Source organism: Actinophytocola sp. (genome assembly GCF_036002505.1).
Lineage (GTDB): Bacteria > Actinomycetota > Actinomycetes > Mycobacteriales > Pseudonocardiaceae > DASYTH01.
On the sequence record NZ_DASYTH010000326.1, the window covers coordinates 1 to 22547 of the forward strand.

21 protein-coding genes are annotated in these 22547 nt (G+C 71.5%); 9 read left to right on the forward strand and 12 right to left on the reverse strand.

The features are described 5' to 3' along the window. Positions 1-627: 627 nt before the first annotated feature. Together VGR06_RS28415 and VGR06_RS28420 are read right to left on the reverse strand one after the other, a co-directional pair. A complete protein-coding gene (locus VGR06_RS28415; RefSeq protein ID WP_327562216.1) occupies positions 628-1563 on the reverse strand; it encodes a S1C family serine protease in 936 nt (311 codons plus the stop codon). Positions 1564-1645: 82 nt separating this feature from the next. Next, the gene (locus tag VGR06_RS28420) at positions 1646-2215 is read right to left on the reverse strand and encodes a peptide deformylase (RefSeq protein WP_327562217.1); all 570 of its coding nucleotides are present in this window, start codon (positions 2213-2215) and stop codon (positions 1646-1648) included. A 129-nt stretch (positions 2216-2344) separates the two neighbouring features. Between VGR06_RS28420 and VGR06_RS28425 the strand changes: the two genes are divergently transcribed. Both VGR06_RS28425 and VGR06_RS28430 read left to right on the forward strand, forming a co-directional pair. Continuing rightward, complete coding sequence (locus tag VGR06_RS28425) at positions 2345-2662, forward strand: DUF3263 domain-containing protein (RefSeq protein WP_327562218.1); 318 nt, start codon at positions 2345-2347, stop codon at positions 2660-2662. After that, a complete protein-coding gene (locus VGR06_RS28430) occupies positions 2659-3243 on the forward strand; it encodes a LytR C-terminal domain-containing protein (RefSeq protein WP_327562219.1) in 585 nt (194 codons plus the stop codon). Before VGR06_RS28425 ends, VGR06_RS28430 begins: the two co-directional genes overlap by 4 nt. 52 nt (positions 3244-3295) lie before the next feature. On the opposite strand, the gene VGR06_RS28435 is transcribed toward VGR06_RS28430, so the two are convergent. The 5 genes from VGR06_RS28435 to glp all read right to left on the reverse strand — a co-directional run bounded on the left by VGR06_RS28435 (position 3296) and on the right by glp (position 9621). After that, a complete protein-coding gene (locus tag VGR06_RS28435) occupies positions 3296-5524 on the reverse strand; it encodes an AAA family ATPase (protein ID WP_327562220.1) in 2229 nt (742 codons plus the stop codon). A gap of 159 nt (positions 5525-5683) precedes the next feature. Beyond that, the gene (gene pssA / locus VGR06_RS28440) at positions 5684-6676 is read right to left on the reverse strand and encodes a CDP-diacylglycerol--serine O-phosphatidyltransferase (RefSeq protein ID WP_414637354.1); all 993 of its coding nucleotides are present in this window, start codon (positions 6674-6676) and stop codon (positions 5684-5686) included. Continuing rightward, positions 6676-7386, reverse strand: a complete 711-nt coding sequence (locus VGR06_RS28445; protein WP_327562245.1) for a phosphatidylserine decarboxylase — start codon at positions 7384-7386, stop codon at positions 6676-6678. The genes pssA and VGR06_RS28445 overlap by 1 nt, the downstream gene beginning before the upstream one ends. 285 nt (positions 7387-7671) lie before the next feature. Next, positions 7672-8361, reverse strand: a complete 690-nt coding sequence (locus VGR06_RS28450) for a hypothetical protein (RefSeq protein ID WP_327562221.1) — start codon at positions 8359-8361, stop codon at positions 7672-7674. A 42-nt stretch (positions 8362-8403) separates the two neighbouring features. Further along, a complete protein-coding gene (gene glp, locus VGR06_RS28455) occupies positions 8404-9621 on the reverse strand; it encodes a gephyrin-like molybdotransferase Glp (protein WP_327562222.1) in 1218 nt (405 codons plus the stop codon). A 26-nt stretch (positions 9622-9647) separates the two neighbouring features. On the opposite strand from glp, the gene VGR06_RS28460 reads away from it, so the two are divergent. The 7 genes from VGR06_RS28460 (at position 9648) to VGR06_RS28490 (ending at position 16331) form a co-directional block, all read left to right on the forward strand. Continuing rightward, entirely contained in the window at positions 9648-10295 is a 648-nt protein-coding gene (locus tag VGR06_RS28460; RefSeq protein WP_327562223.1) for an AIM24 family protein, read from the forward strand. A gap of 43 nt (positions 10296-10338) precedes the next feature. Further along, the gene (locus VGR06_RS28465; protein WP_327562224.1) at positions 10339-10542 is read left to right on the forward strand and encodes a cold-shock protein; all 204 of its coding nucleotides are present in this window, start codon (positions 10339-10341) and stop codon (positions 10540-10542) included. A gap of 58 nt (positions 10543-10600) precedes the next feature. Beyond that, positions 10601-11920: a serine/threonine-protein kinase gene (locus VGR06_RS28470; protein ID WP_327562225.1), complete on the forward strand. Its 1320-nt coding sequence runs from the start codon at positions 10601-10603 to the stop codon at positions 11918-11920. A 201-nt stretch (positions 11921-12121) separates the two neighbouring features. Next, positions 12122-13747, forward strand: a complete 1626-nt coding sequence (gene groL, locus VGR06_RS28475; protein ID WP_327562226.1) for a chaperonin GroEL — start codon at positions 12122-12124, stop codon at positions 13745-13747. Positions 13748-13992: 245 nt separating this feature from the next. Further along, complete coding sequence (locus VGR06_RS28480; RefSeq protein WP_327562227.1) at positions 13993-14520, forward strand: YbaB/EbfC family nucleoid-associated protein; 528 nt, start codon at positions 13993-13995, stop codon at positions 14518-14520. A gap of 2 nt (positions 14521-14522) precedes the next feature. Beyond that, on the forward strand, positions 14523-14834 hold the full coding sequence (locus VGR06_RS28485; protein WP_327562228.1) for a type VII secretion target: 312 nt from the start codon (positions 14523-14525) through the stop codon (positions 14832-14834). Between the two features lie 3 nt (positions 14835-14837). Then, positions 14838-16331, forward strand: coding sequence for a hypothetical protein (locus VGR06_RS28490; protein WP_327562229.1), 1494 nt, complete (start codon positions 14838-14840; stop codon positions 16329-16331). A gap of 56 nt (positions 16332-16387) precedes the next feature. Here VGR06_RS28490 and VGR06_RS28495 read toward each other — a convergent pair whose 3' ends face one another. The 5 genes from VGR06_RS28495 to VGR06_RS28515 form a co-directional block, all read right to left on the reverse strand. Further along, positions 16388-17152 (reverse strand): hypothetical protein, encoded by a 765-nt coding sequence (locus tag VGR06_RS28495; RefSeq protein ID WP_327562230.1) that lies wholly within the window; start codon positions 17150-17152, stop codon positions 16388-16390. A gap of 5 nt (positions 17153-17157) precedes the next feature. Further along, on the reverse strand, positions 17158-17925 hold the full coding sequence (locus VGR06_RS28500; protein ID WP_327562231.1) for a DUF4393 domain-containing protein: 768 nt from the start codon (positions 17923-17925) through the stop codon (positions 17158-17160). A 42-nt stretch (positions 17926-17967) separates the two neighbouring features. Continuing rightward, on the reverse strand, positions 17968-19272 hold the full coding sequence (locus VGR06_RS28505) for a hypothetical protein (RefSeq protein WP_327562232.1): 1305 nt from the start codon (positions 19270-19272) through the stop codon (positions 17968-17970). 193 nt (positions 19273-19465) lie between these two features. After that, positions 19466-21958: a CHAT domain-containing protein gene (locus tag VGR06_RS28510; RefSeq protein WP_414637355.1), complete on the reverse strand. Its 2493-nt coding sequence runs from the start codon at positions 21956-21958 to the stop codon at positions 19466-19468. A gap of 280 nt (positions 21959-22238) precedes the next feature. Continuing rightward, positions 22239-22505, reverse strand: coding sequence for a hypothetical protein (locus VGR06_RS28515; RefSeq protein WP_327562234.1), 267 nt, complete (start codon positions 22503-22505; stop codon positions 22239-22241). Positions 22506-22547 lie beyond the last annotated feature (42 nt).

A 22547-nucleotide genomic window follows, 5' to 3' on the forward strand; every position in this document is an offset into this window, starting at 1 on the left:
GGTCATGGGGTGCATGGTGCGGGCAGGCCGGGGTGCGGGGCCAGCGGGTTTCGACATGCCCTGAAGGCCGCCTTCGGGGCGTTGAGTGTCAGTGCCTCGGACTTGAGGCTTGATGTGAGCGTGGGCCTTGGTGCAGTGGTCGGCTGTTTGTGCGTCGGTGATCTGTGCTGACCGTCCGACCGGTCGTGCGGCTGGCGCAGTGCCGGGCCGGTGCCGAGCAGGATGGGACCAGGTCATGGTCGCTGTTGGGTGGGGTTCTTTCGGAGGGGGTTGTGGGTTTTGATCGGGTGGTCGGGGTTGGTGTGGCAGGTGGGGCGTTGGTCGGTGTCCTGAAGGACGCCTTCGGGACGTTCCATGACAGGAAGGGCCCCTTCAGGACATCAGGCTCCGAGCCGTGGCCAGCCGGCCAACGACCGGTAACTCCCTCCAGCAGAGCCACACCCATCGCCGTTCGGCAACCAAACACTGATCACGGACAGCGATCACACAGGTCACCGCGCCGGTGCACGGCCGGCAACACCAGCCCCGCCAGGGCCCGGTGTCGTGCGGACGTGATCAGGCCAGCGCCCAGCGGCCCTCACGTTCCTGCCATTGACGTCCAGTGCCCCGAAGGCGGCCATCAGGGCATTACTCCCCCGTCAGCTCCACCGGCCGCGCGTAGACGTCCACCATCGCCCCGTTGCGCAGCGCCGTGATCGCCAGATCCGTACCGATCACCTCGGCGAACAGCTGCCGCTGGATGCCCTGCGCGTCCGACACCCGCTCCCGGGCCACGGTCAGCACCAGATCCCCGGCCCGCAACCCAGCCCGGTGCGCCGGCCCACCCGGAACCACCTCCACCACCCGCAGCCCCGCCGCCTGCCCGGTCCGCTCGGCCACCTCGTCCGGCAACGGCGCTGGCACGCCGACGATGCCGAGGTACGCCCGCCGCACCCGCCCCTCCACCAGCAGCGTGTCCACGATCCGCCGGGTCGTGGCGTTCACCGGCACCGCGAGCCCCAGCCCGAACCCGGCTACCGCCGTGTTGATCCCGACCACCCGCCCGGCCGAGTCGGCCAACGCGCCGCCGGAGTTGCCGGGGTTCAGCGCGGCGTCGGTCTGGATCACGTCCTCGATCACCCGCCCGGCCCGGCCCTGGCGCACCGGCAGCGACCGACCCAACGCGCTGACCACGCCGGCGGTCACCGACCCGGACAGCCCCAGCGGGCTGCCCACCGCGACCACGAGCTGGCCGACCACGAGCCGGTCGGCGTCGCCCAGGGTGGCCGGGTCCGGGGCGGTGCCACGGACCCGGAGCACCGCGAGGTCGGACAGCGGATCGGTGCCGACCACCTCGAACGGCGCCTCGCTCCCGTCGGAGAAAACGGCGGTGCCGCGCCGGCCGGTGCCGACGACGTGCGCGTTGGTCAGCAGGTGGCTGTCGTCGGTGAACACCACGGCGGAGCCGCTGCCCCGGCTGAGCGCGACGCTGGCCACGTGCGGGGTCACCGACGCGGCGACCGCGGTCACCGTGCGGGAGTAGGCGTCCAGCAGACCGGCGTCGAGTTCGGCGTTCTCGGACACCGCCACCACCACCCTCGGGATTACACCGTTGCAGGTACTACAAGTGTGCGCCCACCCGCGGTGTTCCCCGAAGAATTCCGCCTCAGGCGAACGGGTCGGCCGAAGCCGAGGGGTCCCAGGACAGCCCCGGCACGCCCCAGCCCTGCGCCTTGAGCGTCCGCTTGGACTCCTTGGTGTACCGGCCGGTCAGCCGGTTCAGGTAGAGCAGCCCGTCCAGGTGGTCGGTCTCGTGCTGCAGGCAACGGGCGAACCAGCCGGTGCCCTCCACCTCGATCGGCTTGCCGTCGACGTCCTGACCGGTGACCTTGGCCCAGTCCGCCCGCCCGGTGGGGAACGACTCGCCGGGCACCGAGAGGCACCCCTCCAGGTCCTTGTCCGGGTCGGGCATGGTCTCCGGCCGCTCCGAGGTCGACAGCACCGGGTTCACCATCAGCCCGCGACGCCGGGTGCCGCCGTCATCCGGGCAGTCGTAGACGAACACCCGCAGATCCACCCCGACCTGGTTGGCCGCGAGCCCGACGCCGTTCGCCGCGGCCATCGTGTCGAACATGTCCTCGACGAGTGTGCGGAGTTCGCCGTCGAACTCCTCGACGGGCCTGGTTGGTTGGTGCAGCACAGGATCGCCCACTATGCGGATTGGTCGAACGGCCATGAGTGGAAAGCTTAAGCAGGGCGGACATGCCGCCCGCATGGCGACCACGCGCGGCGGCCGCCATGATGTAATGACGCTGGGAATGACAGACTTGTGATTCCACCCGCACGCCCTGCGGAGGTAGACCCCGTGGCGAGGAGCCAGGCCGAGGCCGCTGCCGAGTGGCCGGCCGACCCCCGCCCGGAGCCTCCCTACCCGCTCACCGACCGGGACCGGAAGATCCTGGTGTTCGAGCGGCAGTGGTGGTCGCATGCCGGAGCCAAGGAGCGCGCCATCCGCGAGGAGTTCGGGTTGTCCACGACCCGGTACTACCAGCTGGTCAACCAGTTGATCGACAAACGGGCCGCGCTGGCGGCGGATCCCATGCTGGTCAAACGATTGCGACGGTTGCGGGCCGGGCGGCTGCGGAAACGCTCGGCGACGCGACTGGGAATCGAGAAGCCATGACCGCACCAGGCGCCGGGGGCACCCGCCCAGCCCGGGCCGCCGGCCTGCTGCTGATGGGCATCGCGGTGATCGCCGTGGTGCTGGGGGTGATCACGCTGGTGGACGGCAACGCGGAGAACAACGGTGGCGGCACGTCCCAGCCCCCGACCGCGTCCACCACCACCGCGACCCGTCCGAGCGGCCAGACGACGACCGCGAACCCGCCGGCCTCCACGCCGTCGACGCAGACCCCGCCCCCGCAGACCACGCAGACCAACACGAACACCCCGCCGCCCCCGCCGCCGAACCCGAAGCAGGTTCCGGTACGGGTGTTCAACAACAGCAAGATCAACGGGTTGGCGGAGCGGGCCCGCAGCGACTTCCAAGCAGGCGGTTGGAACGTCGTCGAGACGGGCAACCACCAGGAGCCGGTCATCCCGACCAGCACCGCCTTCTTCCGGCCGGGTACGGACGAGGAGGCCGCCGCCAGGGCGCTGGCGGCGCAGTTCAACCTGGATGTCGCGCCGCGCAACGCAGCGGTGGAGCAGCACGGCGGCTCCGGCGTGCTCGTCATCGTCACCAAGGACTACGGCATCAAGTAGGAAAGCAATGTCACATTGCTTTCCTACTTGCGCTGCAATGTGACATCGCTTCCTACCGGCCCGCCGCGTAGGCGGCGAGAGCGGCGAGCTGCGCGGGGTCGAGCGACGGGCGCACGGTCAGCCGCGCGGCGGCCAGGTGCGCCGCGGTGACCTCCTTGGCGTCCAACGCTTCCCGCATCGCGGTCAGCGCCGCCTCGCGGATCAGTGCCGCGCAGTCGGCCGCCGAGTAGCCGTCCAGCTCGGTGGCCAGTGTCGACAAATCGACGTCCGCCGCGAGCGGGGTGTTCTTTGCCGCCGCGCCAAGGATCTCCACCCGGGCGTCGGCATCGGGCGGCGGCACGTACACCAGTCGCTCGATCCGGCCGGGCCGCAGCAGCGCCGGGTCGATCAGCTCCGGCCGGTTCGTGGCGCCGACCACGACCACATCCCGCAGCGGCTCCACTCCGTCCAACTCGGTGAGGAGCGAGGCGACGACCCGGTCGGTCACCCCGGAGTCGGCCGACGCCCCGCGCCGCGGTGCCAGCGCGTCCACCTCGTCCAGGAACACCAGCGCCGGCGCGGCTTCCGCGGCCCGGCGGAACAGCTCCCGCACCGCGCGCTCGGACTCGCCGACCCACTTGTCCATCAGCTCGGCGCCCTTGACCACGATCACGTTGAGCTTGCCGGTGCCGGCCAGCGCCCGCACCAGGAACGTCTTGCCACACCCGGGCGGCCCGTACAGCAGCACCCCGCGCGGTGGTGAAACCCCAAGCCGCGCAAAGGAATCCGGGTACTGCAGCGGCCACAGCACGGCCTCGGTGAGCGCCTGCTTGACCTCGGCCATGTCGCCGACGTCCGCCAGGCTCAGCCCACCGGTCTGCAAAGCGTCCGAAGTAGACATCGAGGTGGGCCGGATCGCCTCCAGCGCACCGAGCAGGTCCGCCGCGCCGATCCGCGGCTCCTCCACCTCCCGCTGTCGCAGTGCCGCCCGCACCGCCGCCTCCCGCCGCAGCGCCACGAGATCCGCCACCACGAACCCCGGCGTCCGCTCGGCGATCGCGCCGAAATCCACGTCCGGCTCCACCGGCACATCGCGCAGCAACACGCGAAGGAGCTCCGTGCGCGTGGTGGTGTCCGGCAACGGCAGGCTCAGCTCGCGGTCGAACAGCTCCACCCCGCGCACCCGCGGATCCACCGACTCCGGATGCGCCGTGGTGCCGATGATCGCCACCCGCGGCGTCCGCACCGCCGACCGCAGCAGGTCCACCACGACCGTGGCCACCGGCGGCGGGTTCGTCGCCGGGAGCAGCGTGTCCAGGTCGGTCAGCAGCAGCACGGCCGGCGACCCGTCCTCGGTGTGCGCCTTCGCCGCCGCCACCGCCTCGGCGAGCTTTCGCGCCCCCGCGTTCGGTTCCAGCGCGGCCACCGTAGGCGCGGCCAGCTCGACCAGATCGGACCCGGTCGCGTGCGCCACCGAGCGCACCACCGTGGTCTTCCCGACGCCCTCCGGCCCGGTCAGCAGCACCCCGAGCCGCGGCGCCGCACCCAGCTTCGCCAGCAGCTCCGGCCGGTTGAACGCCAGCTCGAACCACTCGGTCAGCCGGCGCGCCGCATCCCGCGCCCCCACCAGGTCCGCCACCGGAACGGGCGGCACCTCCGGCACTGCCGGCTCCGCAGCCACCGGAACCTCCACGGGCGCCTCGGCCACCACGCGGGCCGGCGGTTTCTCCCCGGTCCGCGCCCCGTCCCGCCACCCGACCACGGTCGACGGGTGCACGGCCACCGGCCCGCTCGGGTCGCTGGCCGTCACGGTGAGCAGCTCCGTCGTCCAGCTCGCCCCGACCACCCGGGACAGGGTGCCGCGCAACGCGGCGACGTCCAACCCCGGAGCCGGCGCGAGCTCCTGCGGCATCAACGAAACGGCGTCCCCGACCGTCAGCACCTTCCCCAGCAGCGCCTGCCGCAACGTCTCCGGCGGCAACGACAGCGAGGCGATCCGCGAGCCCGCCACGGTCACCGAGCGCGCCGGCGCCACCTCCACCGGCGCCACCACCACCTCGGCGCCCTCGGTGATCCCGATGTTCGACATCGTCACGTCGTCCAGCAGCACGATCCCGGTCGGCCCGGCCCGGTCCGCGGCCGCGGCCAGCGCCGAGCTCACCCGGGCGCCGGTCAGCCGCACCGCGTCCCACTGCCGCAACCCCAACGCATCCAGTACCTCCGGATGCAGCCGAACCACCCCGCGCCGGATGTCCACGGCGGACGGCGAATGCCGCGCGGTCAACGTGATCTCAGATGCCACAGCACGCGACCCTACCGAACCGCGAGTCCCCGCTTCAGAACCGCGAGTCCCCGATTGGGGACCGCGAGTTCCTTGTTGGGAACTGCGAACTCGGGTGCCGGAAACGGGACCTCGGGTGCTGGAAACGGGAACTCGGGTGCTGGAAACGGGGACTCGCGGTCAGCGAGGCTCACCCGTCCGGGGTTGGCGGCGCAGGCCGGTGCGGCGCCAGTTGCGGCGGCGCAGGACCCGGGCGGAGTCGGTGGGCAGCAGGATCGGGCCGAGCCGGCCGTCGCCGTTCTCGCCGTTGCGGCGGGGGAGCCGGACGGCGCGGCGGGCGGCACCGGCCACCCGGCGCAGCGGCGGGCGCAGGCCGAGGCGGCGGTTGACCCGGCCATGCGCCTTGCGGATGGCCCGGCGCTCGCGCGGCGGGATGTCCCAGGCTTCCGGGTGCTGGGCGAGCCAAAGCTTGCGCCGCATGGCATACGGGATGTGGCCGAGGTAGATCACCAGGAACGCGGCGAGCGCGGCCAGCGGGTAGGTGATCACGGCGGCGGCCAGCAACCCGACCAGCACCAGCAGCGGGGCCACGTACCGCGGCGGCACCCGCACCGTCTTCACCGACAGCGTGGGGATCCGGGAGATCAGCAGCGCCGCGACGGCCACCGTCCAGATCACCACGACCGGTTTCGACGTCCACCAGCCGTCGCCGATCTGCTGGCTCAGCACCAGCGGCAGGAGCACCAGCAGGCCGCCGGCGGGCGCCGGCACGCCGACGAAGAACTCCTTGGCGTACGGCGGTTGCTCGGTGTCGTCGAGCAGCGTGTTGAACCGGGCCAGGCGCAGGATGATGCACACCGCGAACACCAGCGCGATCACCCAGCCGGTCCGGTCGCCGGAGAACCGCCAGACGTAGAGCACCAGCGCGGGCGCCACGCCGAACGCGACCGCGTCGGACAGCGAATCCAGCTCGGCACCCATCTTGCTGGTGGCGTCCAGCAGCCGGGCGATCCGCCCGTCCAGGCTGTCCAGCACGGCGGCCACCGCGATGGCGCCGAGCGCGGCGACGTAGTTGTGGGTCAACGCGAACTGCACCGAGGACAGCCCGGCGCACATGGCCAGCACGGTGATCGCGTTGGGCAGCAGGCGTACCCCGGGCGTGGTCGGCGCCATCAGCCCTCCGTCCCGGGCAATTCGGCGAGAACCGTCTCGCCGCCGATCGTGCGCTGCCCGGTCTCGACCAGGATCCGGCTGCCCGCCGGCACGTACAGATCCACCCGCGAGCCGAACCGGATCAACCCGTACGTCGCGCCCGCGGACACCTTCTCGCCCTCGCGCACCTGGCACACGATCCGCCGCGCCACCAGCCCGGCGATCTGCGTGACCACCACCTCGTGCCCGTCAACCCCGCGCAGCAGCAACGAGTTGCGCTCGTTGTCGGCGCTCGCCTTGTCCAGGTCGGCGGACAGGAACGCGCCCGGCCGGTACGCCGCCCGCAGCACCTCACCGGTCACCGGCGCCCGCTGCACATGCACGTCGAACACCGACAGGAACACGCTGATCCGGGTCATCGCCACCGCGCCGAGCCCCAACTCGGCCGGCGGCTGCGCGTCCACGACCGCGGACACCGTGCCGTCCGCCGGAGCCACCGCGATGCCGGCGCGCCGCGGCGTCACCCGGCGCGGTTCGCGGAAGAACCAGGCGAGCAGCGCCGTGAGCAGCGTGCCGGCCAGGCCCGCCCGGCGGGAGAGCCGGCGCAGCACGAGGCTCGCCGCGCCGGCGCCGAGCACGAACGGCCGGCCGGCGGGATGCAGCGGCGGCACGGCGCTCCGCGCCAGCTGGACGAGATGGGTGACGGTGCCGGACGGTTTCTCGGCGGTCATCTGCTGGGGGCTTCCCTCACGCACGTTCGGTCCTGACCGGACCACGCTACGCCAACCGGGTGCCCATCCGGCCGGGGCCGTCCATCCCCCGACGAACGCACGGCCCTGGCCGGACCTCGCAGAACACCCCTAGTGTACGTCGATCGGGTTACGGAACGACTACGTCCGGTCGCCGGATCTGCGGCCGGTGTGACCCCTGCCCAGTACCGCCCGCCGGCCACGATCCAGGCATGCGAGTCGGATTGAGGGCCGCGAGCCGCGCAACCGAGGAACGAGCGAGCGCAATCAAACACTGACTCCCACCCCGCCGCCCCTAACTTGACCATGCGCGATCCGATCAGCTCGAGCAGCGCCGTGAACGCCTGGTCCTGCCCCTCCGCCTCCAGGGTCTGCACGCTGCTGCGCAGGGCCAGCTCGCGCCCGTCGTCCAGGGCCATCGCCAGCTGCCAGCCGGTCGGCCGCGGCCGACCGGCCCGCTGGTGATCGTCTGGGTGGCCACCCAGATCGTTCCCGGCAGCTCCCTGAGCCGGTCGGGCGGCCGGAGAGCCTGATGTCCGTGCCGGCCAGCAGCGGCAGCCCGATCTCCAGGTGCCGCGGCCCGGCGCGCAGCCCCAGCAGGTTCGGCTCCTCCCGTACCCCGGGGTTCACGTCCGGGGTCAACTGCACGTCGTCCGGAGTCCGGGTGCCGGCGAGCACGGCCAGCTCGTCGATCTCCCGCCAGAGTTCCGGCTGGTCCGCCCGGGTGAGAGGTGCCCCGCGTGGCGCGGGCCGGGCGGCGAGCGCGGTGCGGACCGCCGCCACCGCGGCCGCGACCATGAAACCCGCGGCCAGCGCCACCTTGATCGCGGCCGACCCGTGGTGGTCGGCGAACAACCACACGGTGACGCCGGCCAACCCGAGCACGATCCCCACGGCGAGCACGAAGAATCCGGCGGGCGGGCTCAACGCGAGCAGCCCGCGCCACGAGACGCGCATGACGGTCCTCCCCAGTGAATTCCCTTGCAGGGAGCGGGAATTCTAACCGCCGAGCAGGATGACGTCGACCTCCTCGCCGGCGCCGACCTCGGTGACCGGCTCGGGGATCTCGATCAGGCTGTTGGACGCCGCGAACGAGGCGAGCAGGTGCGATCCCGGCCCGCCGACCGGGGTGACCTCGACCGTCCCCGCTTCGTACCGCCCGCGCCGGAACTGCCGCTTGCCCGCGGGCGAACGCAGCGGCGAGGCCAGCCAGGCCCGCGCCCGCGCCCGCTCGACCACCGAATGTCCCATCGCACCAAGGAGAGCAGGCCGCACGAACAGCTCGAAGGACAACGCCGCGCTCACTGGGTTGCCCGGCAGCGTCACCACCGGCAGCCCGTCCAGCCGGCCGAGCCCCTGCGGCCCGCCGGGCTGCATCGCCACCCGCACGAAGTCCACACCCCGCCCGGACAGCGCCTCCTTGACCACCTCGAACGCGCCCGCGCTCACCCCGCCCGAGGTCACCAGCAGGTCCACGCCGGCCGCGTGCGAGCGCACCGCGGCGAGGAAGGTGTCCACGTCGTCCGGGACGAACCGCAGCACGGTGGCCTCCCCGCCGGTCTCCCGCACGGCCGCGGCCAGCAGCACGCTGTTCGACTCGTAGATCTGCCCCGGCAGCAACGGTTCCCCGGGCTCGACCAGCTCGGACCCGGTGGACAGGACCAGCACCCGGGCCGGCCGGCGCACCGGCAGGCCCGCCTGCCCGGCCGCCGCCGCGAGCCCGAGCTGCGGCGGCCGCAGCGGCGTGCCGGCGGCCAGCACCACCGCACCCTTGGCCACGTCCTCACCGGCCCGGCGCACGTGCGTGCCGGGCGCTACCGGCGACCTGATCTCCACCGACACCGTGCCGGCGTCGGTGAGTTCGACCTGCACCACGGCGTCGGCGCCGGCCGGCAGCGGCGCCCCGGTCATGATCCGGTGCGCGGAACCCGGCCGCAGCACGGGAACGTCGGTGCGCCCGGCCGGAATGTCCGCCTCGACCGGCAGGCTGACCGGTGCGGCGGCGACGTCGGCGGCGCGTACCGCGTAGCCGTCCATCGCGGAGTTGTCGAACGGCGGCAGGGCCACCGGCGCCAGCACGTCCTCGGCCAGCACCAGCCCGAGGCACTCGGCCACCGGCCGGGTGATCACCGGCAGCGGCCCGACCAGCGCGGCGACCGCGTCCCGGTGCTCGTCGACCGATCGCGGCCCGGTTGAGGTGTGTGCCACGGGCGTCATCCTCCACCTGTGCCAGAGTTCATCGCATGCAGGTCCGCACGCGGCACACCCCGGCCTTCGGCGTGGCCCGGCTGCAGCTCGCGCCCGGCGAGGCGGTGCAGGCCGACTACGCCGCGCTGGTGGCCACCAGCTACGGGGTGCTGATCGAGCCGAGGCTGCGCGGCGGGTCCCGCAACCGCACCCGACCGACCACCTTCACCGCGCCCCCCGAGGGCGGCTGGGTCGACCTCGCCCCCTCGGCGCCGGGCGACGTGTACGTGCTCGAGCTGGACGGGATGTCCGGCTGGTGCGTGGCCCGGCGCGGCGCGCTGGCCGCCACGGCCACCCTGAACGCCGACCCGAACTGGCCGGGCTTCCGGGCGATGTTCGGCACCGAGGTCGGCTTCGTCGAGCACGTCTCCGGCGCCGGCACGATGGTGCTGGCCTGCTGCGGCACCGTCGACGTGATCACCCTCGAGCCGGCCGAGCTGATCACCGTCGAGCCCGGATACCTGCTCGCCTACAGCGACCACACCCAGTCCCGGCTGCGCGCGGTCAGCCAGTCGCTGCCCCAGTCGGTGCGCACCGGCGAAGGGTTGGTGTTGGACTTCGCCGGCCCCGGCCAGCTCCTCACCCAGACCCGCAACCCGCGATCCTTCGGTTACTGGCTGAGTTTAATCAGTGACCACCGGTAGTTTTTCGGCTTGCGGGAGCGACCGCGCCCGGTAGGTTGGCCGCGTGACGACAGGCACCGTGAAGTGGTTCAACGCGGAGAAGGGCTACGGATTCATCGAGTCCGAGCAGGGCTCCGACGTGTTCGTGCACTACTCGGCGATCGAGGCGGACGGCTACCGCACCCTCGCCGAGGGCGACAAGGTCGAGTTCGAGGTCGGCTCCGGCCGCGACGGCCGCAACCAGGCCGAGGGCGTCCGCAGGGTGTAAGGGGCCGGCTTCAGCGACCGCACGCGAGCACCACCGCTGCACCGTTAGGCTCGGCGGCGTGTCGGAGGACCTCACCGGGCGCCGCCTGGGGCATTACCGCATCGACGGTGTGCTCGGCAAAGGCGGCATGAGCGTGATGTACCGGGCGACGGATGTCCGCCTCGGTCGCAAGGTCGCGCTCAAGGTCATCGCCGAGCACCTCACCGAGGACCCCGAGTTCAGAGAGCGCTTCGTCGACGAGGCGCGCAACACCTCGGCCATCGACCACGCCAACGTCGTGCCGCTGTACGACTTCGGCGAGGTGGACGGCCTGCTGTACATCGCCATGCGGCTGGTGGACGGCTCCGATCTGGCGAGTTTGATCAAGGACGGCCCGCTCGCCCCGGCCCGTGCGCTGACCCTTCTCAGCCAGGTCGCCGAGGCGCTGGACAACCTGCACGAGCGCGGCCTGGTGCACCTGGACGTCAAACCGGCCAACGTGCTGGTGACCACCCGCGAGTCCGCCGGCGAGCACGTCTACGTCGCCGACTTCGGGCTGACCCGGCGCGGCGCCACCGGGCACCGGACGCGCGGCGGGGACTTCCTCGGCTCGCCCACCTACGCCGCGCCCGAGCACCTGCGCGGTGAGCCGGTGGACGGGCGGACCGATGCGTACTCGCTGGCCTGCGTGCTGTTCGCGTGTCTGGCCGGGCGCCCGCCGTTCCCGGGCCAGGTGCCCGAGGTGATCCAGGGCCACCTCAACCGCGAGGTGCCCCGGCTGACCGAGCTGGTCGTGCTGCCGCCGGCGATCGACGACGTGATCCGGCGGGGGATGGCGAAGAACCCCAAGGCCCGCTACCCCGACTGCCGCGAGCTCATGGCCGCCGCCCGGCAGGCCCTGGCCGGCGCACAACGGCCGACCGTGCCGCCCGCCCGCCGCGGACCCGCCGGCCCGGGAGGCGCCGGCGGCCGGAGCGGCCCCGGCGGCTCAGGTCCGGGTGGGTTCGGCGCTTTCGGCGGGCCCGGTGGCCCGCCCGCGGCCGCCGCGGGCAACGGTCACGCCGGCTACCTCCGACCGGTGGGGCCTCCCCGGCCGCCGGCACCGGCCGGTGTGCACTCCTCCACGGCGGACCCGGTGCGCCTGCGCCCGCCCGTCCCGGCCGGCGGCATGGCGTTCACCCCGGACAAGGGCGGCAACCGGTGGCTGATCCCGGTGCTGGTGGGGCTCGTGGCCATCGGGCTGATCGTGGTCGCGATCCTGTTCTTCACCGGCGACTCCGGTGGCGGCGGCAGCGAGCAGCCGCAGACCACGGTTCCGCAGATCAACGTGGGCGGCGGGAACCAGCCCAGCTCGCCCGGCCGGCAGCCGTCCTCGTTCACGTTCCGACCCTCGCGCTGACCTGCTTTTCTTGCACTCTCGGTGGGGGAGTGCTAAACACGGACTTGGCACTCGGGGCTTCCGAGTGCCAGAGGTCGGGACGGTGAGGCCGGCATCCGGGGTTCCGGGCCGGTCGTCCGTCGCGGGCACCGGGCCTGGCCGAAGCAACGTGACTTCAAGACTGGCGGGCAACCGTCGTCACCAGTGGAGGACCACACCGCAATGGCCAAATTGATCGCGTTCGACGAGGACGCCCGCCGCGGACTCGAGCGCGGCCTGAACATCCTCGCCGACGCCGTCAAGGTGACCCTCGGCCCGAGGGGCCGCAACGTCGTGCTCGAGAAGAAGTGGGGCGCGCCGACCATCACCAACGACGGCGTCTCGATCGCCAAGGAGATCGAGCTCGAGGACCCGTGGGAGAAGATCGGGGCCGAGCTCGTCAAGGAAGTTGCCAAGAAGACCGACGACGTGGCCGGTGACGGCACCACCACCGCCACCGTGCTGGCCCAGGCCCTCGTCCGCGAGGGGCTGCGCAACGTCGCCGCCGGCGCCGACCCGTTGTCCCTGAAGCGGGGCATCGAGCAGGCCGTCGAGGCGATCACCGAGCAGCTGCACAAGGTCGCCAAGGAGGTCGAGACCAAGGAGCAGATCGCTGCCACCGCCTCGATCTCGGCCGCCGACACCACGATCGGCGACCTGATCGCCGAGGCGCTGGACAAGGTCGGCAAGGAAGGCGTCATCACCGTCGAGGAGAGCAACACGCTCGGCATGGAGCTGGAGCTCACCGAGGGTATGCGCTTCGACAAGGGCTTCATCTCCGGCTACTTCGTCACCGACCCGGAGCGGCAGGAGGCGATCCTCGAGGACCCGTACGTCCTGCTCTACGGCTCGAAGGTCTCGTCGGTCAAGGACCTGCTCCCGCTGCTGGAGAAGGTCATGCAGGCCGGCAAGTCGCTGCTGATCATCGCCGAGGACGTCGAGGGCGAGGCGCTGGCCACCCTGGTCGTCAACAAGATCCGCGGCACGTTCAAGTCGGTGGCCGTCAAGGCGCCCGGCTTCGGCGACCGCCGCAAGGCGATGCTGCAGGACATGGCGATCCTCACCGGCGGCACCGTGATCAGCGAGGACGTCGGCCTCAAGCTGGAGAACTCCGACATCTCGCTGCTCGGCAAGGCCCGCAAGATCGTGGTCACCAAGGACGAGACCACGATCGTCGAGGGTGACGGGGACGCCGAGCAGATCCAGGGCCGGGTCAACCAGATCCGCGCCGAGATCGACAAGAGCGACTCCGACTACGACCGCGAGAAGCTGCAGGAGCGGCTGGCCAAGCTGGCCGGCGGCGTCGCGGTGATCAAGGCGGGCGCGGCCACCGAGGTCGAGCTCAAGGAGCGCAAGCACCGCATCGAGGACGCGGTGCGCAACGCCAAGGCTGCCGTGGAGGAGGGCATCGTCGCCGGTGGCGGCGTGGCCCTGCTGCAGGCCGCCGCGGAGGCGTTCGCCGGGTTGAACCTGACCGGCGACGAGGCGACCGGCGCGAACATCGTGAAGGTCGCGGTCGAGGCTCCGCTCAAGCAGATCGCCATCAACGCCGGCCACGAGGGCGGCGTCGTGGTGGAGCGGGTCAAGACCCTCAAGCCTGGCGAGGGTCTGGACGCGGCCACCGGTGAGTACAAGGACCTGATCGCGGCCGGCATCATCGACCCGGCCAAGGTCACCCGCTCGGCGCTGCAGAACGCCGCGTCGATCGCCGCCCTGTTCCTCACCACCGAGGCCGTCGTCGCCGACAAGCCCGAAAAGGCCGCCGCCCCCGCCGGCGGTGGCGACCCCACCGGCGGCATGGACTTCTAGTAGAAAGAGCGAAGGGCGACGTGTGTCCGCGGAAAGCGCGGACCGCGTCGCTCTTTCGTGTCTTCTGGGGGCCAAGCCCCCAGACCCCCGGCCGGGGCAAGCCCCCGGACCCCGAGGTGGTCAACAAATGCGCGAATTCGGACAAAGGCGGGTTTTCCGGCGACTTCCGCAGTACGTCTGCGGTGCGCCCGGGGCGGCGATACGGTGCTGGGCGCACACTTCGTGAATGAGCAACGGGGGTTGTGGTGGACCCGAACCAGATTGTCGCCTCGTATGAAGAGGACATTGCCGGGCTGGCGGCGCGGGCGGAGGAGGCGAAGGAGCGGATTCAGCATCTCTCCGGGACCGCGACGAGTCCGGATGGGGCGGTGACGGTGACCGTCGGCGGGGGCGGTTCGCTGCAGAATGTCCAGTTTGGACCGCGGGCCGACGGGATGCCGAAGGAGCGGCTGGCGGCGGAGATCATGGCCACGGCGCGGCGGGCGCAGGCGCAGGCGTCGCAGCAGATTCTGGCGATCATGGGGCCGCTGGTGGGCGAGGACAGTGACGCGATGCGGTTCGTCCGGGAGCAGATTCCGAGCCCGGAGGAACCGGAGGCGGAGTTCACCGAGTCGTACCCCGGTCAGCAGGCACCTGAGGACGAACCCGCCCCCGAACCGGTGCGGCGGCCGGTGCGCAAGTCTGTTGACGACGAGGACGACTACGCCATGGACAGTGTTTATTCGACTGGCTCGATGGCGGAGCGCCAGTCATTCTCGCGTGAGGAGCGGTGATAATGGAGGGCTTTCAGATCAGCCCGGAGGAGCTGGCGAGCCACGAGGACGAGGTCCGGGAGCTCATGTCGAACATCCAGGGCGCCACGAACGGAGCGTTCCAGCCCATCGACGTCAACGCGTTCGGGCTGATCGGGTCCACCTGGTCGTGGGCGCTGCAGCACTGGACCGGCGCCGCGGACGACGCGATCAGGCAGGCGGTCGGGGCCGGCAACCACGTGGCTGACCAGCTCAAGGCGATGCGGGAGAGCAGCGTCGCGCACGACCAGGCCGCGGCGGACCGGTTCACCCAGATCCACGGCGAGGGGGAGTAGCCGATGCCCGAGGGAAACCCGCTGGTCGCCGAGTCGGAGGGCCAGGAGCACCCGAACCCGGTCACCCACCCGTTCTCGAACTTCACCATCTCGCCGACCGATCTCGACCACGGCGGGCTGACCAAGGCCACTGAGGGCGCCGGGATCTTCAACGACGTGGCGTCGACCATCCAGGACGCGAAGACCGGCAACTGGGGCGGCCTGGCGATGGACATCGGCGCCGACGCCATAGACGCGCTGGGCATCGCCATGGACCCGCTCGGCAGCCTCGCCGGCGCCGGCATCGGCTGGCTGATCGAGCACGTCAGCTTCCTCAAGAAGCCGCTGGACTGGCTGGCCGGCGACCCCGAGGCGGTCACCGCGAAGGCGCAGACCCTGCAGAACGTCTCCCAGCACCTGCAGTCCAGTGCCGCGAACTACGTCAACTCGGTCGGCAAGCTGCAGCAGACGCAAGGGTCGGCGGCCGACGGCTACCGGCGCGCCGCGCAGAACTACCAGCAGGCCGTCACCGGGCTCGCCGGGCACCTCGACGAGGCCACCCAGGCCATGCACACCGCAGCCATGATCGTGGGCACCACCCGGGGCATCGTCCGCGACTCCATCTCCCAGTTCGTCGGCGACGCGATCGTCAAGTTCATCGCGGCCAGCGCGCTCGCCCCGGTCACGTTCGGCGGCAGCGAGGCCGCGTTCATCGCCGACGAGGTGGTCGAGGGCACCTCGCTCGCCACCCGCAACGCCGGCCGGGTGTCCAAAGTGGTCAAAGAGACCGAGACGCTGGCCAAGGGCGCCAAGAAGTCCGAGACGGCGCTGCGCGACGGCGGCGAGGGATTCGCCCGCGCCACCAACAAAGTCGAGGACTTCAACACCCGTGCCGCCGCACACGGCGAGAGCGTTCACGAGCACGGCGTGAGCTCCGAGGGCCAGCTCGGCCGGGAGGCCGGCCACAACGAGCGGGCCATCACCAACGAGCAGGACCTGGCCGCCAACCGGGACGCCCTCGGCCACAACCAGCGCGACATCGACCGTGCCCTCGCCGACAAGAACCGCGGCGACATCCGGGCGGGCAACCGGGAACGCGGCCCGCTCAAGGACGAGAACAGGCGGCGGGGCGCCGAGGACCGGGCGCTCAACCGGGAGCGGCACGAACTGGAACAGGACCACAACCGGCTGCGGCACGAGGGAAACCGGCTCAACGAGGAGTCCAGCGAGCTGGCCGCGGAGCGCCGGGGCCTGATCAACGAGCGGCTCGACGAGTTCCACGACCACGGCGTCGGCCCGGGCCGGGACCTGCACCACTACCTCGAGGAGCACCGCGCCGCGGAGCTGGGCCACAAGGGCCTCGAGTACGGCACCGAGGCCGGCCGCAACGTCTTCACCAGCCAGGGCACCCGGGACACCCAGATCGCCTACGAGTACGAGCACAAGCTGCACGAGGAGGGCGAGATCCGGGACGGCAGCTTCGTCGAGGAGGAGCAGGAGCAGCCGGCGCACGAGTAGCGATCAAGCTCGCCTGCGGAGTGTCGAACACGCTTGCTGGAATGTCGAACTCGCGGTCAGGTGGCGTGGTCGCGCCAGGTTTCGTACTTCGCGCGGCGCCGGATCCGCCAGTCGAGCGGCGCGATGAGGAACACCCAGGCGATGCACCCCGCGGCGAGAATCGTGATCACGGTGTCCACCACGGGGTGCACGTCGGTCTTGGCCCGCATGCACACGGCGTTCTCCGGGTCAACCAGAACCGTGACCTGCTCGCCCCTGCGGTAGGTGTGCCTGCTGCCGAAGCTGCGGTCGCCGAGCCCGATCGCCCCCGGCAGCGGTGCCCCGTCCGGACGATGCACGAGCCGGGCGCTGGATTGGCCGGAGACTCGGGAATGGAATGCCGAGACCGCGGCGCATCCGGTCGGATCCAGCACCGGGTCGCCGACCACGGCCGGCACCTCTTCGCCTCGGGCGATCAGAACGTAGTCGCTCACGACGAGCGCCGCGCCGCTGATGACGAACACGAAGAACAGGCCGGTGGCGAGAACCGTGGAGATCACAGACCGCAGCCGGCGGCCGACGAGCAAACCGCCGAGCAGCAGAATCGCGACCGTGATCCAGCCGAGGTAGGTGAATTCGCCGGTGGCATACGCCGCGAGGAAGAACCAGACGGTCGCGATGATCGCACAGGCCAGTCCCGGAACAAGTCCGGCGAGGACGGTCTGCCGGCGGGTGGGTGGTTTGGTGACCGGCTTGTCGGCGAAACGGCGAACGAGCCGGTTGTCCAGGAGCAGGCGGATCGGGCCGGATTCCCGGATCCGTTGGGAGAGTGGACGGAACACCGGGCTCAGTGTGGCAGGTAGCCGTTGGTGGGCAGGCAGGTCTGCACGAAGTTCCGGCCGAAGTCGTTGAGGTGAATGCTGCGGCGCACGATCCGCGGTGCCCGACCGGCGTGCTTGACCACCTCGGCCACCTTGGGCTGGGCCTCGATGAGCTGGTAGCGGTTCGGGTTCTCCACCTGCTCCTTGGAGAATTCCAGCAGCCCCAACCGGTTGAGGTTCGTGAGGTACGGATGCACCCGGTCGACGTGCCGGCAGCCGGCGTACTCGGCGATCATGTTCAGCCCGCCGGCGACCAGTTCCGAGCCGATCCCCAGTGGACGGTTGGTACGCACGTCGATCGCCGGCTGCGGACCGTTCAGGTAGAGGTGGCGCAGGATCCGCGCCTCGTCCGGGGTCAGCTCCGACAGGATCCGCGCGTACGCCGGGTGGCCCTCCTCGGTCACCGTCACGTCGGCGGACCTGCGCAGCAGCGACTCGCCCCGGGCCCGCAGCTCGTCGGAGGTGGACGCGCCCGGCGGGAGCCGGTCCGGCACGCCGTCCTGATCGGTGTCGTCGGCCAGGCCCAGCGCCCGCCAGGCGTACGAGCGCAGTTCCGCGGAGACGTCCTGCAGCACCTGCGCGGGAGCCTCGCCGCTCATCGTGCGCCGGACCACCTCGGTGCCGACGTTCACCGTGGAGCTCACCGTCCAGGAGAACGCGCGCCACGACGCGTTCGCCGCCACCCGCACCAGCCCGGGCAGGTTGCGCACCAGGTCCGCCGGTTCATTCACCATCCTTGCCCCACCCCCACCGCTCATCGTGGCGCTGCGTTTCATTTAAACCCCGAAAATCGCCAGGTGGGCGAGCCCGGCGACGATGCCGAGCGCGCCGCCGTGCACGAACAGCAGCCACTCGTCCTGTTTTATCGCCGAGCGGAGCATTTCCACGAACTCGTCCGGCCCCATTTTCTTCATCTGGGTGGCGACGAAGGAATAGATCTTGCCGGACTGCCGCCGGTTGAACTCCGCGTCGGCGAACGCGATCGGCGCGAACCCGGCCGCCTCGGCCGCGAGCGAGGACTTGATCTGGTCGTACTCCCGGGTGCCCACGGCGACCCGGACCGCGGCGCGCGCCCGGCCGACCGCCTTGTCGACCGCGGGCCGCAGGGTGTCCTCGAGCATCTGCCGGGTGCGGTCCGAGCGCGGGCCGGCCAGCAGCTCGTTGCCCACGTTCTTCAGCGTGATCACGTGCTCGGAGATGAGCCGGGCGTACCCCTCGGTGACCTCGTCCTTGCGCTTGATGAACAGCCCCTGCCGCCACGGCACGTACCAGCGCGGGAAGATCGGCTCGAAGATCATCGCGATGCCGAGGTAGTTGACCACCCAGCCGATGATCATCCCGCCGGCCGGCAACACCCACCAGTGCGGATACCAGTACAGGACCGCGAACAGCACGAAGCCCATCGGGAAGCCGAAGTAGAAGCCGAAGTTCTGCATGAACCGCAGTTCCTTGCGCCCGATCTCCTGGAACAAACTGTTCAGCAGCTCCGGGTGCTCCTCGAAGTAGCCGATCACCATCAACTTGGCGTCGATGAGCTGGTCGACGTTGTCCCCGATCCGGCCGGTCAGGCCCTTGATGATCACCGGCAGCTGCTGCCGCACCCGGGCGTGCACCGCCTCCTTGATCACCGGCGGCAGGTCGTGCCAGAGCTGGGGGTTCTCCCGCAGCATGATCTCCTCGACCACGCCGCGGATCTCCCCGCGCGCGACCGTGGCCAGGTGCTCGGCGATCCGGTCCGGCTCCAGCTCACGGTAGAAGTCGCCGATGCTGCCCAGCTTCGCCAGCCCCTTGTCCACCGCGATGCTGGCCATCTTGTCCGCCCGCGACGGCACGATGCCCTGCCAGCCGATCCGCCCGTCGTACCGGATCAGCGGGAGCACCTGCACCTTCCGCGGCAGGAACGGGAACAGGATCTTCAACCCGGGCACCCGGAACCCGTGGAAGCGCAGCGGCTGGAACAGCATCAGCACGCCGGTCCAGTTCGTGATGTACCCGATCACGCCGGTGAACAGTGGGATCGTGATCAGGTCGGTCCAGAACTTGCCGAGGCCGGGGATCACCACCGAGGCAACACTGGACATGGCCCCATCATGAAGACCAACAGCACGGTCGTCCACCTGAGCTCGAACCAGCCATCGTGGATCATCGTGTGAAGTCCTGTGCCGGCCAGCGCAACCTCAGGGGACCGTGACGGCACCCAGCCACAATCCACCAGCCATCCGCCACGTTCGCTGGGACGCAACCACAGCAAATAATTCCGGAGAGGCGGGCTGGCTATCCCGCGCCCAGGCAGATGAACGGCCGGCGCAGCGGATCCGCGGCGGTGGCCTGGGCGAGCGCGGTGGCCGGATCGGTGCCCGAGGCGAGCCGGGTGTGGTAGTCGGTCATCGCCTCGGCCAGGTCGCGGGCGCCGGAGCCGTCGGCGGCGAGCCAGCGGTGGTACTCGGTCATCGTCTCGGCGGAGGACCGGTCGCCGACCCGGCACACCGCCGCGACGACCGTGCGCGAGCCGCTGGCCAGCAGCGCCCCGGCGAACCCGAGCGCCTCGTCGCCGGGCCGGATGTTGGACAACGCCAGCTCGCACGAGGCCAGCACGACGTGCTCGGGCGGGTGGCGCAGCTGGGCCAGCTCGTGCGCGATCAACCCGCCGTCGGCGAGCTCCAGGCGGGAGAACAGCGCGTTGGCCGGCTCGTGCGTGCCGTGCGCGGCGACGTGCACCAGCCGCGCACCGTCCATTGCGGACAGTACGGCGCCGGTGGTGGCCGCGTCGCCGTCCAGCACCACGGCGTTGGGATAGATCGCGCGCAGCCGCTGCAGCTCGGTCACCGACTCCGGCAGCCCCGGCCCGCACACCAGCACCACGTCCGCGCCGTCGGCCTGGGCCTGCCGGCTCGCCGAACCGACCCACGCGGTGGCCGACGGCGCCACCGACACCGGCCGCCCGTGCAGCGACGGCAGCGAGCCCCACGGCACCTGGTAGAGCCCGCCGCCCGGCACCACGACCAACTCGCGATCACCGATCAGGTTGATCACCGGCCGGAGCAGCTCGTCCAGCTCGGTGAGGCGCCGGCGGGCCGACACGGACACGGCCGCCGCCAGCGGCGCCATCAGCTCGTCCGGGGCGAGCGCGTCCAGGTCAGCGTGCAGCTGCTTGGCCACCTCCAGCGCCTTCTCCAGCGGTCCCAACCGGACCAGCTCCGCGCGCCCGTTGCTCACCACCACGGCGGCCAGCGTGTCGGCCGGCCCGGCGAAGCTGATCAACGCCCGGTCGCCGAGCTGCTCGATGATCTCCTCGGGCGAGCACACCGGCCGGGGCCGGCCCCACTGGCTGTTGTGCCAGCCCAGCCGGCTGACCTCGCGCTGCAGCGCCACCTGCCGGCGCTCGAGTGTCGCGACCGGACGCCGTCCCAGCCGGGCGTGCTGCAGCAACCGCAGCACGCCGCGCAGCTCGGTGATCTTCGCCGAAAGCGTGGGGTCGTCGATCACCGGCAGCGGCTCGTACCGGTAGACCTGCGCGCGGGTGCGCTCCTGCCAGGCCAGCAGCCGCCGGGCGTCGGCCTGCGTCCGGGCGCCGTCGAGCATCAGCCCGACCGCGAGGTTGCCCAGTTGAAAGCCGTGCACCGCGGTGCCGGACAGCAGGTCCAGGCCACCCATCCGGTCGCGGGCCCGGGACAGCTGCGCCAGCCCGGCCCGGGCCTCGGTGAGTGCCTTGCGGCGGTCACCTTTGGCCACCGCCAGCTCGGCCCGGCACAGCCGCAGCAGCATCTTGTGGTCGATCGGCGCGATCTTGCGTGGTGGCGGCACCCGGGTGAGCAGCTTCTCGGCGGTGGCGGTCGAGCGGTGCCGCAGGGCCAGCCGCACCCCGAGCATGGTCGCCTTGGCCGCCTCGTCGGTCAGGCCCACCTCGCCCAGCCGCTCGGCCAGCTTCGCCGCCTTGGCCGGGGAGGCGTTGCTCGGCCCGCCGTCGAGCGCGATCGCGATCTCCGCCTGCATCTTGGTGAGCGCGGCGACCTCGGCCCAGGGCGCGCTGCCCCGCTTGACCAGCCGGCGGTGCGCCGAGCCGGCCAGGCTCCGGGCCTGCTCCAGCTCACCCTGCAGCAGCGCCGCGGCGGCCCTGGCCAGCTCCGCCTCGGCAAGGTCCTGGCTGTCCCGGTGCTCGCGGAGCACCGGGAGGGCGTCGTCCAGATGGCGCGCCGCCTCGTCCGGGACCCCGGCCGCCAGCAATGCCTTGGCCTGGTCGATCTGGGTCCGCGCGACCCGGACCGGCGCGATGACCCGGAACGCCCGCTCGGCCTCGGCGTGGTGGGCGAGCGCGGCCGGGATGTCGCCGACCAGCTGGGCGATCTCCCCGAGGTTGCCCTGCGCCATGCCCTTGATCGTGGGCAGGTCGTGCTTGGTGGCCAGGGACAGGCAGGCCAGCATGTCCAGCTCGGCCGGGCCGGGTACGCCCAGCTCCTGGTAGGCGACGCCGCGGTTCATGTACGCCACGGCGAGCAGTTCCGGGTTCGCGGCGGGGCTGTCCTCGGCCCGCTCGAGCATGGGAATGGCCCGGTCGAACAGCTCCAGCGACTTCGCCGGCTGCTTGGTGCGCAGCAGGATCGCGCCGTGCTGGTGGTCGATGAGCCCGCGCAGCGCGGCGCGCAGCCGTCCCTCGGGCAACCCGCTGACCAGATCGCTCGCGGTGCCCAGGTGGACCAGACCATCGGCCACCGAGCCGGTCTCCGCCTCGGCGAACGCCAGCGTCGCCAGGACCCTGATGCGCACCATGATGGCCTCGGGGTTTCCCGACGTCACCGGCAGGGCACGCAACGCCTGGCGGAGCAGTTTGATCGCGTCCGCGGAACGGGACGCCTGCACCCTCTCCAGGGCCTTCCGGCGGAACTCGATCGCGGTCTCGATGCTCCGGGCGAGTAACTCGCGCTCCGCCGGGTCGGGCCGGGGGACTTCCGATGTCACGGCATGCGGAGGGCGCGAACGGGGCACGCTGTTAATGTCAGCACACCTGCCGTCCGCGCCCTACCCCACCCAAGGCAATTGATGGTTGCGGCTACGGCTCGTCGGGCGGCGGAGTGTCGCCGTCCTCGACGTCGCCGCCGGACGGGCTGCCGCTGCCGATGTGGTTCGTCAGCGGCCCACGGCGGTGGTGGTTCTCGTGTGCGTCCGCCGTCTCGGTCGCCTCCTCGGTGGTGTCCGGCACCACCGGAGCGGGCGTGCCGCTACCGATATGGTTTTCGCCCAGCGGCTTGCGCTTAGCCGGGGCGGGGGTGGTCGGGTCGGTCTTGAGTGGGACGGTTACGGTCCCCTCGTCGCTCATGTGCTTACTCCCCTTCAAGCAGCAGGTGTTGGTGACCTGTCA

Excerpts from the sequence above, each read along its gene's own strand:
- VGR06_RS28420 (WP_327562217.1), bottom strand. The coding sequence starts at position 2,215 with ATGGCCGTTCGACCAATCCGCATAGTGGGCGATCCTGTGCTGCACCAA.
- VGR06_RS28430 (WP_327562219.1), top strand. The coding sequence starts at position 2,659 with ATGACCGCACCAGGCGCCGGGGGCACCCGCCCAGCCCGGGCCGCCGGC.
- pssA (WP_414637354.1), bottom strand. The coding sequence starts at position 6,676 with ATGGCGCCGACCACGCCCGGGGTACGCCTGCTGCCCAACGCGATCACC.
- VGR06_RS28445 (WP_327562245.1), bottom strand. The coding sequence starts at position 7,386 with ATGACCGCCGAGAAACCGTCCGGCACCGTCACCCATCTCGTCCAGCTG.
- VGR06_RS28450 (WP_327562221.1), bottom strand. The coding sequence starts at position 8,361 with ATGCGCGTCTCGTGGCGCGGGCTGCTCGCGTTGAGCCCGCCCGCCGGA.
- glp (WP_327562222.1), bottom strand. The coding sequence starts at position 9,621 with ATGACGCCCGTGGCACACACCTCAACCGGGCCGCGATCGGTCGACGAG.
- VGR06_RS28460 (WP_327562223.1), top strand. The coding sequence starts at position 9,648 with ATGCAGGTCCGCACGCGGCACACCCCGGCCTTCGGCGTGGCCCGGCTG.
- groL (WP_327562226.1), top strand. The coding sequence starts at position 12,122 with ATGGCCAAATTGATCGCGTTCGACGAGGACGCCCGCCGCGGACTCGAG.
- VGR06_RS28485 (WP_327562228.1), top strand. The coding sequence starts at position 14,523 with ATGGAGGGCTTTCAGATCAGCCCGGAGGAGCTGGCGAGCCACGAGGAC.
- VGR06_RS28490 (WP_327562229.1), top strand. The coding sequence starts at position 14,838 with ATGCCCGAGGGAAACCCGCTGGTCGCCGAGTCGGAGGGCCAGGAGCAC.
- VGR06_RS28500 (WP_327562231.1), bottom strand. The coding sequence starts at position 17,925 with ATGGTGAATGAACCGGCGGACCTGGTGCGCAACCTGCCCGGGCTGGTG.
- VGR06_RS28505 (WP_327562232.1), bottom strand. The coding sequence starts at position 19,272 with ATGTCCAGTGTTGCCTCGGTGGTGATCCCCGGCCTCGGCAAGTTCTGG.
- VGR06_RS28510 (WP_414637355.1), bottom strand. The coding sequence starts at position 21,958 with ATGGTGCGCATCAGGGTCCTGGCGACGCTGGCGTTCGCCGAGGCGGAG.
- VGR06_RS28515 (WP_327562234.1), bottom strand. The coding sequence starts at position 22,505 with ATGAGCGACGAGGGGACCGTAACCGTCCCACTCAAGACCGACCCGACC.